The 12942-nt window shown below is 41.2% G+C and carries 18 protein-coding genes; 11 read left to right on the forward strand and 7 right to left on the reverse strand.

The window, feature by feature from the left end; all coding sequences use genetic code 11:
• Positions 1–9: 9 nt before the first annotated feature.
• Together ACWIUE_RS09705 and ACWIUE_RS09710 are read right to left on the reverse strand one after the other, a co-directional pair.
• Entirely contained in the window at positions 10–786 is a 777-nt protein-coding gene (locus tag ACWIUE_RS09705; protein ID WP_454136548.1) for a hypothetical protein, read from the reverse strand.
• A gap of 6 nt (positions 787–792) precedes the next feature.
• The gene (locus tag ACWIUE_RS09710; RefSeq protein WP_454136549.1) at positions 793–1629 is read right to left on the reverse strand and encodes a pilus assembly FimT family protein; all 837 of its coding nucleotides are present in this window, start codon (positions 1627–1629) and stop codon (positions 793–795) included.
• Positions 1630–1739: 110 nt separating this feature from the next.
• Here ACWIUE_RS09710 and lysA point away from each other — a divergent pair, with 110 nt between their 5' ends.
• Genes lysA through ACWIUE_RS09725 form a run of 3 tightly spaced genes read left to right on the forward strand, consistent with a single transcriptional unit; the run spans position 1740 to position 4207 of the window.
• The gene (lysA, locus tag ACWIUE_RS09715) at positions 1740–3029 is read left to right on the forward strand and encodes a diaminopimelate decarboxylase (RefSeq protein ID WP_454136550.1); all 1290 of its coding nucleotides are present in this window, start codon (positions 1740–1742) and stop codon (positions 3027–3029) included.
• Positions 3013–4098 (forward strand): bifunctional chorismate mutase/prephenate dehydratase, encoded by a 1086-nt coding sequence (locus tag ACWIUE_RS09720; protein WP_454136551.1) that lies wholly within the window; start codon positions 3013–3015, stop codon positions 4096–4098. The genes lysA and ACWIUE_RS09720 overlap by 17 nt, the downstream gene beginning before the upstream one ends.
• Positions 4079–4207: a hypothetical protein gene (locus tag ACWIUE_RS09725; protein WP_454136552.1), complete on the forward strand. Its 129-nt coding sequence runs from the start codon at positions 4079–4081 to the stop codon at positions 4205–4207. Before ACWIUE_RS09720 ends, ACWIUE_RS09725 begins: the two co-directional genes overlap by 20 nt.
• Before the next feature lie 72 nt (positions 4208–4279).
• Here the strand turns inward: ACWIUE_RS09725 and ACWIUE_RS09730 are convergent, their stop codons facing one another.
• The 3 genes from ACWIUE_RS09730 to ACWIUE_RS09740 form a co-directional block, all read right to left on the reverse strand.
• Positions 4280–4819 carry a DUF502 domain-containing protein gene (locus ACWIUE_RS09730; protein WP_454136553.1) on the reverse strand — a complete coding sequence of 180 codons (540 nt, stop codon included), beginning with the start codon at positions 4817–4819 and terminating at the stop codon, positions 4280–4282.
• A gap of 133 nt (positions 4820–4952) precedes the next feature.
• Positions 4953–5465: a class I SAM-dependent methyltransferase gene (locus ACWIUE_RS09735; protein WP_454136554.1), complete on the reverse strand. Its 513-nt coding sequence runs from the start codon at positions 5463–5465 to the stop codon at positions 4953–4955.
• Positions 5404–5859, reverse strand: coding sequence for a hypothetical protein (locus ACWIUE_RS09740; RefSeq protein WP_454136555.1), 456 nt, complete (start codon positions 5857–5859; stop codon positions 5404–5406). Before ACWIUE_RS09740 ends, ACWIUE_RS09735 begins: the two co-directional genes overlap by 62 nt.
• A 90-nt stretch (positions 5860–5949) precedes the next feature.
• Here ACWIUE_RS09740 and mqnP point away from each other — a divergent pair, with 90 nt between their 5' ends.
• The 8 genes from mqnP (at position 5950) to ACWIUE_RS09780 (ending at position 11416) form a co-directional block, all read left to right on the forward strand.
• Positions 5950–6843 (forward strand): menaquinone biosynthesis prenyltransferase MqnP, encoded by an 894-nt coding sequence (gene mqnP / locus ACWIUE_RS09745; RefSeq protein ID WP_454136556.1) that lies wholly within the window; start codon positions 5950–5952, stop codon positions 6841–6843.
• Positions 6840–7361, forward strand: a complete 522-nt coding sequence (locus ACWIUE_RS09750; protein ID WP_454136557.1) for a hypothetical protein — start codon at positions 6840–6842, stop codon at positions 7359–7361. The genes mqnP and ACWIUE_RS09750 overlap by 4 nt, the downstream gene beginning before the upstream one ends.
• Positions 7358–8173 (forward strand): hypothetical protein, encoded by an 816-nt coding sequence (locus tag ACWIUE_RS09755; protein WP_454136558.1) that lies wholly within the window; start codon positions 7358–7360, stop codon positions 8171–8173. Before ACWIUE_RS09750 ends, ACWIUE_RS09755 begins: the two co-directional genes overlap by 4 nt.
• Positions 8174–8188: 15 nt before the next feature.
• A complete protein-coding gene (locus tag ACWIUE_RS09760; protein WP_454136559.1) occupies positions 8189–9118 on the forward strand; it encodes a hypothetical protein in 930 nt (309 codons plus the stop codon).
• A gap of 21 nt (positions 9119–9139) precedes the next feature.
• On the forward strand, positions 9140–9592 hold the full coding sequence (locus ACWIUE_RS09765) for a hypothetical protein (protein ID WP_454136560.1): 453 nt from the start codon (positions 9140–9142) through the stop codon (positions 9590–9592).
• 82 nt (positions 9593–9674) lie between these two features.
• Positions 9675–9851 (forward strand): hypothetical protein, encoded by a 177-nt coding sequence (locus ACWIUE_RS09770; RefSeq protein ID WP_454136561.1) that lies wholly within the window; start codon positions 9675–9677, stop codon positions 9849–9851.
• Positions 9839–10378 (forward strand): queuosine precursor transporter, encoded by a 540-nt coding sequence (locus tag ACWIUE_RS09775; RefSeq protein WP_454136562.1) that lies wholly within the window; start codon positions 9839–9841, stop codon positions 10376–10378. The genes ACWIUE_RS09770 and ACWIUE_RS09775 overlap by 13 nt, the downstream gene beginning before the upstream one ends.
• A gap of 39 nt (positions 10379–10417) precedes the next feature.
• Complete coding sequence (locus ACWIUE_RS09780) at positions 10418–11416, forward strand: methionine ABC transporter ATP-binding protein (protein WP_454136563.1); 999 nt, start codon at positions 10418–10420, stop codon at positions 11414–11416.
• 67 nt (positions 11417–11483) lie between these two features.
• On the opposite strand, the gene ACWIUE_RS09785 is transcribed toward ACWIUE_RS09780, so the two are convergent.
• Complete coding sequence (locus ACWIUE_RS09785) at positions 11484–11621, reverse strand: hypothetical protein (RefSeq protein ID WP_454136564.1); 138 nt, start codon at positions 11619–11621, stop codon at positions 11484–11486.
• Positions 11622–11633: 12 nt separating this feature from the next.
• A complete protein-coding gene (locus ACWIUE_RS09790) occupies positions 11634–12863 on the reverse strand; it encodes an ABC transporter permease (protein ID WP_454136565.1) in 1230 nt (409 codons plus the stop codon).
• Positions 12864–12942 lie beyond the last annotated feature (79 nt).

Genomic DNA, 12942 nt, shown 5'->3' on the forward strand with positions numbered 1-12942 from the left:
TGATTTTCCTTAAAATCGATAATTCCATCCAAGTAAAATATCGATATTGTGGCGTAAGAGCGCAGAATCGGGTAGAAAATAAAACGGCACACGGACGCCAAGCTCGATTTGATGATTGCCTATGCGCCTTGAAATGCCCGTGTTTAGCAAGGTTCCGTGCTTTAAAAGTCCGCTTGTGAAATACTCGCCGCCATATCCCACGCCTAAAAATAAATCAAAATAAAATACATTGATTAAAAAATCGATATTTCCGCCAAATCCGACATTCCAAGAAAGTGCCTTGCTTGTGGGAATGCTCGTGCCAAAGTGCGCGTAAATTCGCAAGGCGTGTGAGTTTGCATCGCGTGTGAAAAAATACAAATATCCAAATTTCCCCATAATCTCCACGCCGATGAGTTTTTTCGCAGAATCTGCGCTAGATTCTGCGCTGAAAATATCCACCCCGCCATTTAGTCCAATCATCAAAAAGTGCTGTGGCGGGTAGGGCGGAAATCCGTAGCGTATTCTTGCGGGTTCATTCTCCAAAACGCTCAAACGAGAGCCATCAAAATCCCTCGCATTTACCGCGCGAGTTGAAGTTTTGGGAGGCTCTATGCGCTTATTGCTTTGCTTTTTTGGTGGGCGGGGAGTGCGATTTTGCGCGTTGTGCGATTTTAGTGCCTTGCCCTTTTGGATTATCGGGGCGTCATTTAGCAAATTATATTCGGCATCAAATCCCTGCAATCGATACGCAGAATCTGCCACCACACACGAAAAAACGCACGATAAAATTAAAAAATATCGCATAAATCGCTAAATATCTTTGCACGCATCATTTTCCACAGGAATGCCGCGATTTCTGCCGTCCTTGTCTTTTACCGGATTGCCATTTTTATCCACAGGTATGCCTTTATCGATAATTCCGCCTTTTGTGATGCAAATATAGGCAGTCTCTTTTTTGCGCTTTAATTTAATCGTTACGGATTTTGTAAGGCGTGTGGGGAGATTCTGCGTTCTAGTGCATTGATTTTGCCCGACTTTGCAATATGGCATTCCCTCGCCGTCAAATACTATGCTAAAAGTCGAGTTTTTCTTATACGCACAGGCATTTTCAGCAGTTACGATAGTATCTAACTCCACGCCATAGGTATCGCCAAAGCGCACTTCGGGGGAGAAGTTATCTTCGCATTCTTTCAAATTATTTTCATTATATCCGCTCATACACGCCTTTGTCATCGGGTCTCGCGCGATTATATCGCCATCCATAGGCTTTCCATCAAAGCTTTTCGCTCCGGAGCCCGCACTATCGGCAAAAATGCTGTAAGTATTTGTCGTGGTGGCGTCCTGCTTCCCTGCTGATTGATGAAACTGAAACTGCCACATTCCGCATTGATAGTTTTCAATCTGCTTTAATGCCGCCTCATTTTTATCTGCAATGCCATTTATTTTATCAAAATAACTCACATCCTTCGTCGCAAAAAATCTATCATCTAACTGCGCTAGTGATTTTGTATATTTTAGGTTGTTTATCATAGATTCGGCGGCTTGTTTTAGCTCCGTGCGGGGCATACTCCAAATCGCCACCACCGATAAAATGCTTAATATCACGATAATAAATACAATCTCAACCATTGTAAATGCTTTTCTCATCTCGTGCCTCCATAATTCTCTAATATCGCACAATTTTAGCAGAATCTTTATTTATTCAAACAATCATTATGGTAAAATTCGCACAAAATTTCACTTTAAAAGGCACAATTTTGCAAAATCTCTACCCATATTTAGCCCAAAAATACGGCACTCCCGCATATATCTATGACTTTGATAAAATCACTCAAAATGTAAATGCTTTTAAAGGCGCATTTAACGCACGAAAATCGCTTCTTTGCTACGCGCTTAAAGCAAATGCGAATCTATCGCTTTTAAAGCATTTGGCACATTTAGACTGCGGGGCGGATTGCGTATCGATAAATGAAGTCAAACGCGCCCTGTTAGCGGGAATCCCAAAGTATAAAATCATTTATAGTGGCGTGGGAAAAAGCGATGATGATTTGCGCGAAGCGTTGCAAAATGACATTTTGTTTATCAATGTGGAGAGCGCGGAAGAGCTTTTGCGCGTGGAGCAAATCGCAAGCGATTCAAAGCAAGTGGCGCGAATCAGCATTCGCGTGAATCCAAACATTGACGCAAAAACGCACCCTTACATTTCAACGGGACTGCGGGAAAATAAATTTGGCGTGGATATTGAATGCGCAAAAAAAATGTTTATCTACGCCAAAAAATCTACGCACTTACAGCCAATCGCGGCGCATTTTCATATCGGCTCTCAACTTTTGGATTTAGAGCCAATCACACAAAGCGCGGAAAAAATCGTGGCTTTGATTCGCGCTTTACTTGCGCTAAAAATCGATTTAAAATTCATCGATGTGGGCGGTGGGCTAGGAATCGCGTATAATGATGAAAAAATCATTGATTTAAACGACTACGCGCAAGGGATTTTGGGTGCGTTAAAGGGAGTGGATTTGACGATTATCTGTGAGTTAGGTAGGCGAATCGTGGGGGATTGTGGCGTTTTATTAGCGCGAATCTTATATGAAAAGCAAAATGAATTTAAGCGATTTTGCATTGTTGATGCAGCGATGAATGATTTGATTCGCCCTGCGCTTTATGGCGCAAAGCATAGGGTTTGCTATGTCCCGCAAGATTCGCCTAAATCCACCGAAATCCCCGAGATTCTGCGAGATTCTGCGATTTTGGAGAAATGCGATATTGTGGGACCGATTTGCGAATCAAGCGATTATTTGGCAAAGGATATTGCGCTCCCACGCACGAATCGTGGCGATATTATTGCGATTTTGGATTGCGGGGCGTATGGTTTTAGTATGGCAAGTAGTTACAATTCACGCCTAAAATGCGCCGAAGTGGCGGTTGAAAATGGCGCGGATTTTTTGATTCGCGCACGGGAAACATTCGCAGAATCTACCGAAAACGAGCTAAAATGCCTAAAATCGCAGAATCTAAAAAGGACAATCGATGAAAAAGCCAAATGACACAGCCAAAAAACTAGCACCCTTGCGCCAAAAAATCGATAAAATCGACAATGAAATTTTGGAGCTTTTGGATAAGCGAATGCAAATCGTGCGCGAAATAGGCGCAGTGAAGCTAAAAGAAAAAGCATTTATTTATCACCCAAAAAGGGAGCGCGAGATTGTGGAGCGACTTAACGCTCTAAACCCGCGATTCATCACGCCAAGCGCAATCGATGCCATTTATAGTGAGATTTTTGCGACAAGTAGGCATTTGGAGTTGCCCGAACGCATTGCGTATTTAGGACCTATGGGGAGTTTTACGCACCAAGTGGCAATTAGTCGCTTTGGGAAAATCAGCGAATATATCTCTGCGACAAACATTGAGAGTATTTTTAAACTTGTGGAAAATAAAAGCGTGAAATACGGCGTCCTCCCCATCGAAAACAATAGCAACGGCATTGTGGGCGAGAGTTTAGACTTTCTCTCAAAATACAATGTCAAAATCATCGCTGAGGCAAGTTTGGCGATTCACCACAGCCTTGCTTCAAATGAAAAGTTGCTTAAAAATATCAAAAAAATTTACTCAAAAGATGTCGCATTTGGGCAATGCAGGGAGTTTTTGAAAAATTATTCGCTTCAAAATGCCGAGCTAATCCCGCTTGATTCAACCGCAAAAGCCGCCCAAATCGCTAGGGGCGAGAAAAATAGCGCGGCGATTTGCTCCAAAGTCGCGGCAGATTGCTTTGGACTGCCTATAATGTTTGAAAATATCCAAGATAGCGTTGAAAATATCACGCGCTTTTTTATCATAAGCGACTTCAAACTGCCAAAAAGTGGCGCGGATAAGACTTCGTTTTGCGCGTTTATAAATGACTCAAATAAGCCCGGCACTTTGGCAAAATTACTGAATGAATTTAATAGCGCAAAGATAAATTTGGTAAAGTTAGAATCCCGCCCCGTGCGGAAGTCAAAGGATTTTAGCTTTTGGTTTTATATGGAGTTGGAGGGGCATATCGATGATTCGTGCGTGAGTGAGATTTTCACCAAACAAGGGGAGGTGCTAAAATGGCTTGGGAGCTATCCAAAGTAGATTCTGCGATTTAAAAGTCCGCGAGATTCTGCGAAATTTGGCGGTAGATTCTGCGAATCGCAAAAAAACGCAGAATCTTTCTAAAAATAGCGTAGATTCTGCGTTTTAAAAAATCCACAAGATTCTGCGAAAATCTAATGCAAAATCCCACAAAAACGCAGAATCTAGATTCTGCGAAATCTCACTTTATCCCAAGCGATACGAGTTTTTTAAATCCATTTGCCACGCTTAAATCGCTTTTTTCAACCTCGTCTTTTTTGACTTTTAAAAGGAAGCCAGAAGTCGGATTTGGCGTGGTGGGGATGAATACGAAATATTCGTCCTCCATCTCTTTTGTGATAAATCCCATCACTTTGTAATCGCCGATTTTCACCCACACCACGCCTAAATAGTTGTCCGTGCCCTTTGCGCTAAATAAATTTACGATTTCCTTAATCGTGGCGTAGATGGTGGAGATTAGCGGGATTTTGCCGATGATTAAATCCGCTGCTTTTAGGAAAATCGCCTCTTTGTTTCGCTCCACCACAAATCCCAAAATTAGGAAAAATAACAGCATAAGCACGCAAATAGCGATGGTTGAGATGAGACTTCTTTGCGTTAGGAAAAAAATGGAATCCACAATATTTGCGAAAAATCCGTAAATGATTTTTAAAATCCAAAGCAAAATAATGATAGGCAAAACCGCCACAATCCCCTTAAACACGAGATGAAAAACCTTCATAAAAATCCTTTTTGCGAGTTTTAAAATGATTTTTTAAAACGATAATTTTAACATAAATTTAAGATTTGCAATTTCGCAGAATCTACCAAAAATTTTCGTAGAATCTACCAAAAAACCGAGCCAGATTCTGCGATTATTTGACTTTTTTAATCCAAATGCTCCCGCCTGTATTTTTTTGACTTAATGGCAGAGTTTTTGCAAATAAATCTTTGTAAAAATAATTTAGATAAGTGTTGAAAAACGCAATCTCAAAGCTCTCATTATATTGCAAAAATGCCCGCAGGATGTAAGTTTCATTCCACGAAATCTTATTTTCTAACCAATCTTTTGGATAAGTAAATGGATAAAAAATATCGTGAAAATGCACAAAAACGCCCTTTTTTAGGCAGGGCAGAATCTCAAAAAAGATTTTATTCACATCGGAGTTAATCTTACTAATATGCGTAGAATCGATAAACAAAATATCATTTGCCTCTAAACTTTCAAACATTGAAAGCGGGATTTCTTGGAGGCGTTTTTGGTGGAGATTTAGCATTTTGAAATCGTGCGGAGAGAAAAGCTGCGATAAGACTTTTGGATATGGCTCAATATGTGTTATGCAAATCGATTCTGCCCCCCCCCCCCTTATCGCCAAAAAACTTATCATTTACATCGTGCATCAATGCGGAGCTAAACCCGCTTCCAACCTCAATAATCCGCTTTGGACGCAAATATCTCATCATCGCATAAAGGCAAATCCCATCACTGTGGCAATATGCGCCATTTTCAAAGTAGTAGCGGAGATTTGCTTTCTTTGTCTCGCCAAAAGGCATCGTTTCGTAGAATCTGCCAAAAATTTCAAGCATTTTTAATTGCTCTTTTAGTCGCAAATTCACTCCCGCCACGCTTTTATAATCCAAATTTGCAATGCCCTCTTTTATCTCAAAATCATTTGCGATGGGCGAGTAAAAATGCCCACTTGGCACGAAATCCACTTGCGAAAAAATCTGCCGAAGTTTGCGATATGGTTTTCTTAAAATGTCTTTGATTTGCTTTTTCATTTGGCGTCCTTTTTGTGAAAAAATTTTGTTAGCGTAGCATAATTTTTCTAATTTAATGATAGAATTTTGAAAATTTTTCAAAGGATGTAAATGCTTCAAAAACTGCTTCAAAAGCTAAAAAATTTCGGCGAATTAGTCGTTTTTAAGCACACGATTTTTTCATCTACATTTTTGCTAGTGGCGGTAATCGTGGCATTTTGGCAGATTCGCACCACGATAAATGCGTCATTTGTGGTAAAAACGCTAATTTTTTGCGCCCTAGCACTCATCTTTGCGCGAAATTTTGCGATGGCATTCAATCGCTTTTGCGACACAAAATTTGACGCGCTAAATCCCCGCACAAGCTCCCGCCCTAGCGTTGATGGGCGCATATCGCCCCGTGCGGTTTTGTTTTTTACTATCGCAAACGCGCTTGGATTTATCATCACTTCATTTTGCATAAATGCCCTTGCGTTCGCGCTCTCCGTGCCATTTTTGCTAATCATCGGCGCGTATTCGTATTTCAAGCGATTTAGCGCACTCGCGCATTTTGTGCTTGGCATTTGCCTTGCACTTGCGCCCATTGCGGGAGTTGTGGCGGTTTTGGGTGCGATTCCTTTGTGGAGCGTGTTTTTATCGCTTGGCGTGGCGTTTTGGGTGGCGGGATTTGATTTGCTCTACTCTTTGCAAGATATTGAGTTTGATAAGGCAAATGGATTGTTTTCGATTCCATCGCGCTACGGGCTAAAAGCTACGATTTTTATCTCGCGATTCGCACATATAATGGCTGTGATTTTTTGGGTGCTTTTTGTGGTGGATTCGCAAGGCGGAGTCTTCGCGTATTTGGGCGTTTTGAGCGCGTTTGCAATGCTAATCTATGAGCATTATTTAGTCGCCAAAGATTTGCTAAATATCCCCAAAGCATTTTTTCAAACAAACGGCTATTTGGGCGTGATATTTTTGGCATTTATCGCGGTGGATTGCATAGCGGGGGGATTTTTGTGAGAATTATTAGTGCGCCTTTGAAAATTGACTTTGGCAAGATTAGCGCGGAAAATGAGGCGATTTTTAGGGCGGAGTTTGATAGACTAAGCGAAAATAACGATGACCCGATTTCGGCGTGGATTCGCGCTACACGGGCGCGTGGGCGTGTGGTGGATGAAAATGAGCCGATTTTGCAACTCTTAATCGAACTGCACCGCAAGATTGACGCGCTAAGCGCGCAAATAAACAACGAATCTAAAAATTACATATCGCTTGAATCTAATGCGGTGCTTGAAGCAATCGGGCATAATCTCTTAATTTTTGGCAAGGATTTGGCAGACGAACTTGAAGTGGGCGCGAAATACTACGGACGGCTTGATATTGCCGTGTTTCCACCGCGCAAAATCCCGCTTTTTTTTATCGCAAAGGACGCCAAACGCGCCGAAATTTGCCTAATGCACGGCAGAGACGAAGTGGATTTTGATAGCTATATCGCCGCAAGAGAACGAAGTATCATAAGGGAAAGCAAAAAGCAATGAAAAATACGAAAAATTCGCAGAATCTCGCGCAAAATTCGCCATATTCGCAGAATCTACGAAATTTTACCCACCCCCTTGCCCCCTCCGCAAGGGAGGGGGAATTTTCTAAATTTATTTCGCAGAATCTAGCGCACGATTTACCAAAAACGCAGAATCTAGCGCAAGATTCGCAGAATCTTTATAAATCCCCCCCCCAATCACAACGCACACAACATTATAAACGCCAAATTATCATCGCTTTAAGCGTTATTGTTTTTACTATCGTGCTATTTTTGCGAGTGGGATTTGCCTATCAAAAAAGTGGATTTCATATCGATGAGAGTGCTTCTATCGCCATTAGCACAGGCTCTGGAATATTGCAATTTGAAAATGGCGAATACTTCGCAAAAGAGCTAAAAGAGCGCATGTATTTTGATGATAATTCCATAAACGATTTGTGGCACGACTTAAAAGAGCTGTGGAAAAATAATTACGGCGATGGCGCGGCGCACCCAAATTTATATTACACGCTACTTCGTGCGTGGAGTTTCGATGTCAAAAGTGGCGATTTTGGATGGCTAAAAGCGCGTGGAATCGGGCTAAATTTAGTATTTTTCACACTTGGATTCTGCGCTAGTTTTATTTTGATGACAAAGATTTTTTCACGGACAAATTTTTTTGTCCCGCTATTTTTGGCATTTGCGTTTTTAAATTCCGCGAGTGTGAGCAATACGATTTTTATCCGCCCTTATGCTTTGCAAGAAATGCTTTTGATGGTTTTTGTGCTAAATTGTTTTGTGTTTTATAATTTAGATTCTGCGAATTTGGTGTGAAAAAATAAGGGATTTTTGGCGTGGTTTATCTTTGCCACCGCGCTTTTGTGCTTGTCGCATTATTTTTCGCTATTTTTTATCGCATTTGCGTTTACGTTTTTGTGCTACCATAAAAAACGCAAAAATTTCGCCCCACTCATCGTTGTGGCAATTAGCAGTCTTTTAATCGCGCAAATTTTTTATAAAGGATATTTTGATTTTTTGGGTGGGTATCGCGCAAAAGAAAGTATGGATAAATTATTTTTAAGCGAGTTTTCGCAGAATCTAGTGCTATCTTTTGGTGTGCTGATGGAGATTATAAAGGCGCATTTTTGTAATATTTATGGGTTTATTTTGCTTTGTGTGGCGAGTTTGATTGGTATGCGAAATTTAGCAAAAGCAAAATTTGGTGGATTTTTGGTGGGATTTTTTGCGGTGGCGATTTTGTGGTGTTGCTTTGTGCTATTTGTCGCGCCATATAAAGAATTGCGCTATGTTATGAGCGTTTTTCCTATTTTATATTTTGGCGTGATTTTGGTGCTAAATGCGATTAAAGTGCCGATTTTGCGCTGGATTTTTGGCGTGTGCTTTGTGGCGAGTTTGATTGCAAACTACAATGTAGAATTTTTATACAAAAAGCCATTTTTATTTACGCAAAATCCAAATTTGCCCGTGTTAGTGCATTTGCCCTCATCGCCTTTTGCGCAGGGATATTTTTTGTTTGCATTTGATGATATGCAAAAAATTATTATTGAGCGAAATTATACGCATTTATGGGAGAAAACGCAGAATCTAAATGCTTTTTATGTCATTAGCGAATATCCGCTTAAAGCACCCAAAGGATTTAGCCAAAGTGCCTTGCACACGCAATCTTATGGATATTTTTATTTGTTTGAGAGTAAAAAAATCATAAATCCGCAAACACTAAAAAATAATGCGAATTTTTTGCTAAAATTACAATTTTAATCTGCAATCAAAGGCTAAATTATGGATGAAATGCTTCTCATAAATATCGGTATCATCGTGCTTTTCGTGCTGATAATTGTATTTTTTTATATCAAAGATAGCGACACGCAAAAGCGATTATTGCGAGTGGAAAGGGCACTTGATGAGCTAAACAAAGATATTTTTAAACTACAAAAGACGCTAAAAAATGGTCCAAAAATCGACACCACCGAGATAAAGTTAGACTTCCGCAAGTCGCTTGATGATATTTATGCCATCATCGAAAAGGACAGAGAATATGTCGATAGCAAATTTAGCATTTTTGAGGATAGATTGAAGGAAAGTTTTTACCCAAATGCGAGTGCGGGAAATGTCGATGAGCGGCGGATAATCGCACTTTTTAAGGATGGATGGAGTATCGAAAATATCGCGCGGGAACTTATGGTTACCAAAAGTGAAGTGGAATTCACGCTAAAACTCGCAGATATAAAGTAGATTCTGCGAAATTATGGGCTAGATTCTGCGTTTTTGTGGAAAATTGTAGATTCTGCGTTTTTTTAGATTTTCGCAGAATCTAATGAATTTTTCGCTAGATTCTGCGATTTTGTTGATTGTTTCGCAGAATCTAATGAATTTTTCACTAGATTCTGCGTTTTTGCGGGAAATCGCAGAATCTGCCCTGATTTTCGCAGAATCTCGTGCATTTTTCGCAGAATCTATCTCATTTTTAAGGACTTCACTTTGCAGATTTTGATTTTTTCTGCCATTTTTGCCTTGCTAGTCATCCTCTCAAACTTCGCCGTGCAGTTTCAAATCGGCGCAAGTTACCTAACTTACGGCGCACTTATTTATCCGCTGTCATTTTTACTACTTGATATTTTAAGCGAGAAAAACTCCAAAAAAGAAGTCCTAAAAATCCTGCGCTACGGGCTAATCATCGCATTCATCCCATCGCTTTTTATAAGCGAGCCACGCATCGCAATCGCCTCAATTTGCGCATTTATCATCGCTCAACCACTCGATGTGCATTTATTTTTCTTTTTTAAAAAAACCTTCCCGCGCCTTTGGTGGTTACGAAACAACGCATCCACCATCATCGCGCAGTTTTTTGATACGATGATATTTTTTCACATTGCATTTTTGGGTGAAAAAAGTTTTGCGATTTGCACTTTGATGGCACTTTTTGACTTTTTTATCAAAGTGCTTTTAAGTGCGCTAAACACGCCGTTTTTCTACATTTTGGCAATCAAAATGCGCACTTTTATTTTTAAACTCAAATAATCTGCTAACATTTTGCCTTTAAATTTCAAAAGGCAAAATATGGTTGAGCTAAAAAACATTCAAAAAATCTATCCAAACGGATTTCACGCACTAAAAAATATCAATTTAAAGGTAAATGAAGGCGAGATTTACGGCATTATCGGGTTTAGTGGCGCGGGGAAAAGCACTCTTATTCGCATCATAAATTTACTCGAAACGCCAAGCAGTGGCGAAGTCATCGTAAATGGCAAGGATTTGCGGAGGTTATCGCCCAAAGATTTGCGTATAGAGCGACAAAAAATCGGTATGATTTTTCAGCACTTTCATTTGCTAACTTCAAAAAGCGTGTTTGAAAATGTCGCCTTTGCATTAGAGATTGCAAAGTGGGAGAAAAGCGCGATAAAGTCCCGCGCACTTGAACTTTTGGCACTTGTGGGGTTGAGCGATAAGGCGCACTCTTATCCAAGTCAGCTTAGTGGCGGGCAAAAACAGCGCGTGGCAATCGCCCGTGCGCTCGCAAATCACCCGCATTTACTGCTTTGCGATGAGGCGACAAGTGCGCTTGATACGAAAACGACAGCATCGATTTTAACGCTGCTTAGGGACATTCAAACGCGCCTAAATCTCACAATCATCCTAATCACGCATCAAATCGATGTCGTCCGCTCCATTTGCGATAAAATGTGCGTGTTAAGCAACGGGCAAATCGTAGAATCTGGGCGCGTGGGCGAGATTTTCATAAATCCGCAAAATGAAATCACAAGGGAACTCATCGCATTTCTCCCGCCCACGAAGGACGAAAATTTGGTGGAGTTGCTTGATGATAGAAGCGATGTGTATCGCGTCATTTTCACGGGCACAAAGGCGCATAATCCGCTCATTAGTCAGATGATTAGGGAGTTTGGCGTGGATGTGAATATTTTAAGCGGAAATATCGATGAGGTGCAAAGCACGGAGTTTGGGCACTTGGTGGTGAAAATTTTGGGTAATGTGGCGCAAAAAGAAAGGGCGATAGTTTGGCTAAAATCACAAGGGGTTGAAGTGCAAAATTTGGGGTAGATTCTGCGAATTTGGGGCAGAATTTATGGTAGATTCTGCGATTTTGGGGCAAAATTTAGGATAGAATTTATGGCAGATTCTGCGAATCGCAGAATCTCACACGAAAAATCCACAATTTTCGCAGAATCTGATTTTGGATTGCTTCGATTTGCTTTCGCAAATCTCGCAATGACAGAGATATTTCGCTTCGCTCAATATGACACAAATCTCGCAGAATCTATTCGTGCCGTAATGCGTCTATTGGATTTAGCTTTGAAGCGCGGCGGGCGGGGAGATATCCAAACAGTACTCCCAAAAAGCACGAAAACAAAAACGCCAAAATCGCAATGCCCGTGCTAAAAACAAATGGTATATCCATCGCTATTGACAATCCTAGCGCGATAAAAAACGCCAAAATTATGCCAATAATCCCGCCTAGCGCGGATAGGACGACAGATTCGATTAAAAATTGTAGCAAAACTTCGCCTTCCAAAGCACCGATTGCAAGGCGTGTGCCGATTTCTTTTGTGCGCTCAGTAACGGAGACTAGCATAATATTCATAATGCCAATGCCCCCGACAATGAGACTAACCCCCGCAATAGAGCCGATAAAAAGCGTCAGCATCGCCATCGTGCTAGTCATCGCCTCTTCAAACTGCTTTGTATCGCGAATCTCAAAATTATCCACCTTCCCACTTTTATCAATACCACGAATCTCGCGCAATAGCGACTTTATCTCGCTTGTCTTTTGCTTTGAATCTACGCCATCTTTTAGCGAAATCAGCACTTGATTGATATTATTTATCGAGCTTTTTTCACGCCCCAAAGTCCGCAAATACGATTTTAGCGGAAAAAGCACGATTTCATCTTGGTTTGAGTGCCCCACCTGCCCCTTGCCTTTTAGCGTGGCGATGACTTCGCAAATCAGTGCGCCGTGCCGATTGCCAATTTTTAGCTTCGCGCCTAGCGGAGATTCTGCGCCAAAAAGCTCATTTTGCACGGTAGCACCGATGATACAGACATTTGCGCCACTTTTATATTCATTTTCGCTAAACTCCCGTCCACTCTCAATCTCCCAATTTGCCACGATAAAATATTCGCTCTCCACGCCCAAAGTCTCGCTCTCACGGGCATTTTGATTATACTGCACGAGCGAGTTGCCCTGCCCTACGCTACTTAACGCATTTATGCCTACAATACGATTGCGAATCATCTCCACTTCTTGCTCATTAAAATACCGCCTAAGGCTCTGCCCTGCGGTGTCAAGCCCGTGCGCGGGGGTTAGCATAATGAGATTATTGCCAAGCTGCGAAATATTTTCTTTTACCTGCGCACTCATTCCATTGCCTAGCGTAATCATCACAATGACGCTCCCCGTGCCGATGATAATGCCTAGCATTGTGAGAAATGCCCGAAGTGCGTTTCTTTGAATCTGCCGAAATGCCAACATAAATGCGTTTAAAATCATTGGGAGTCCTTTTTGTGAAGCGCAGAATCTGCGATATTTTCGCCGTTTTTTAGATTAGATTCGCTAGTTTTTTTTCGCA

The organism is Helicobacter sp. 23-1045 (genome assembly GCF_053654655.1).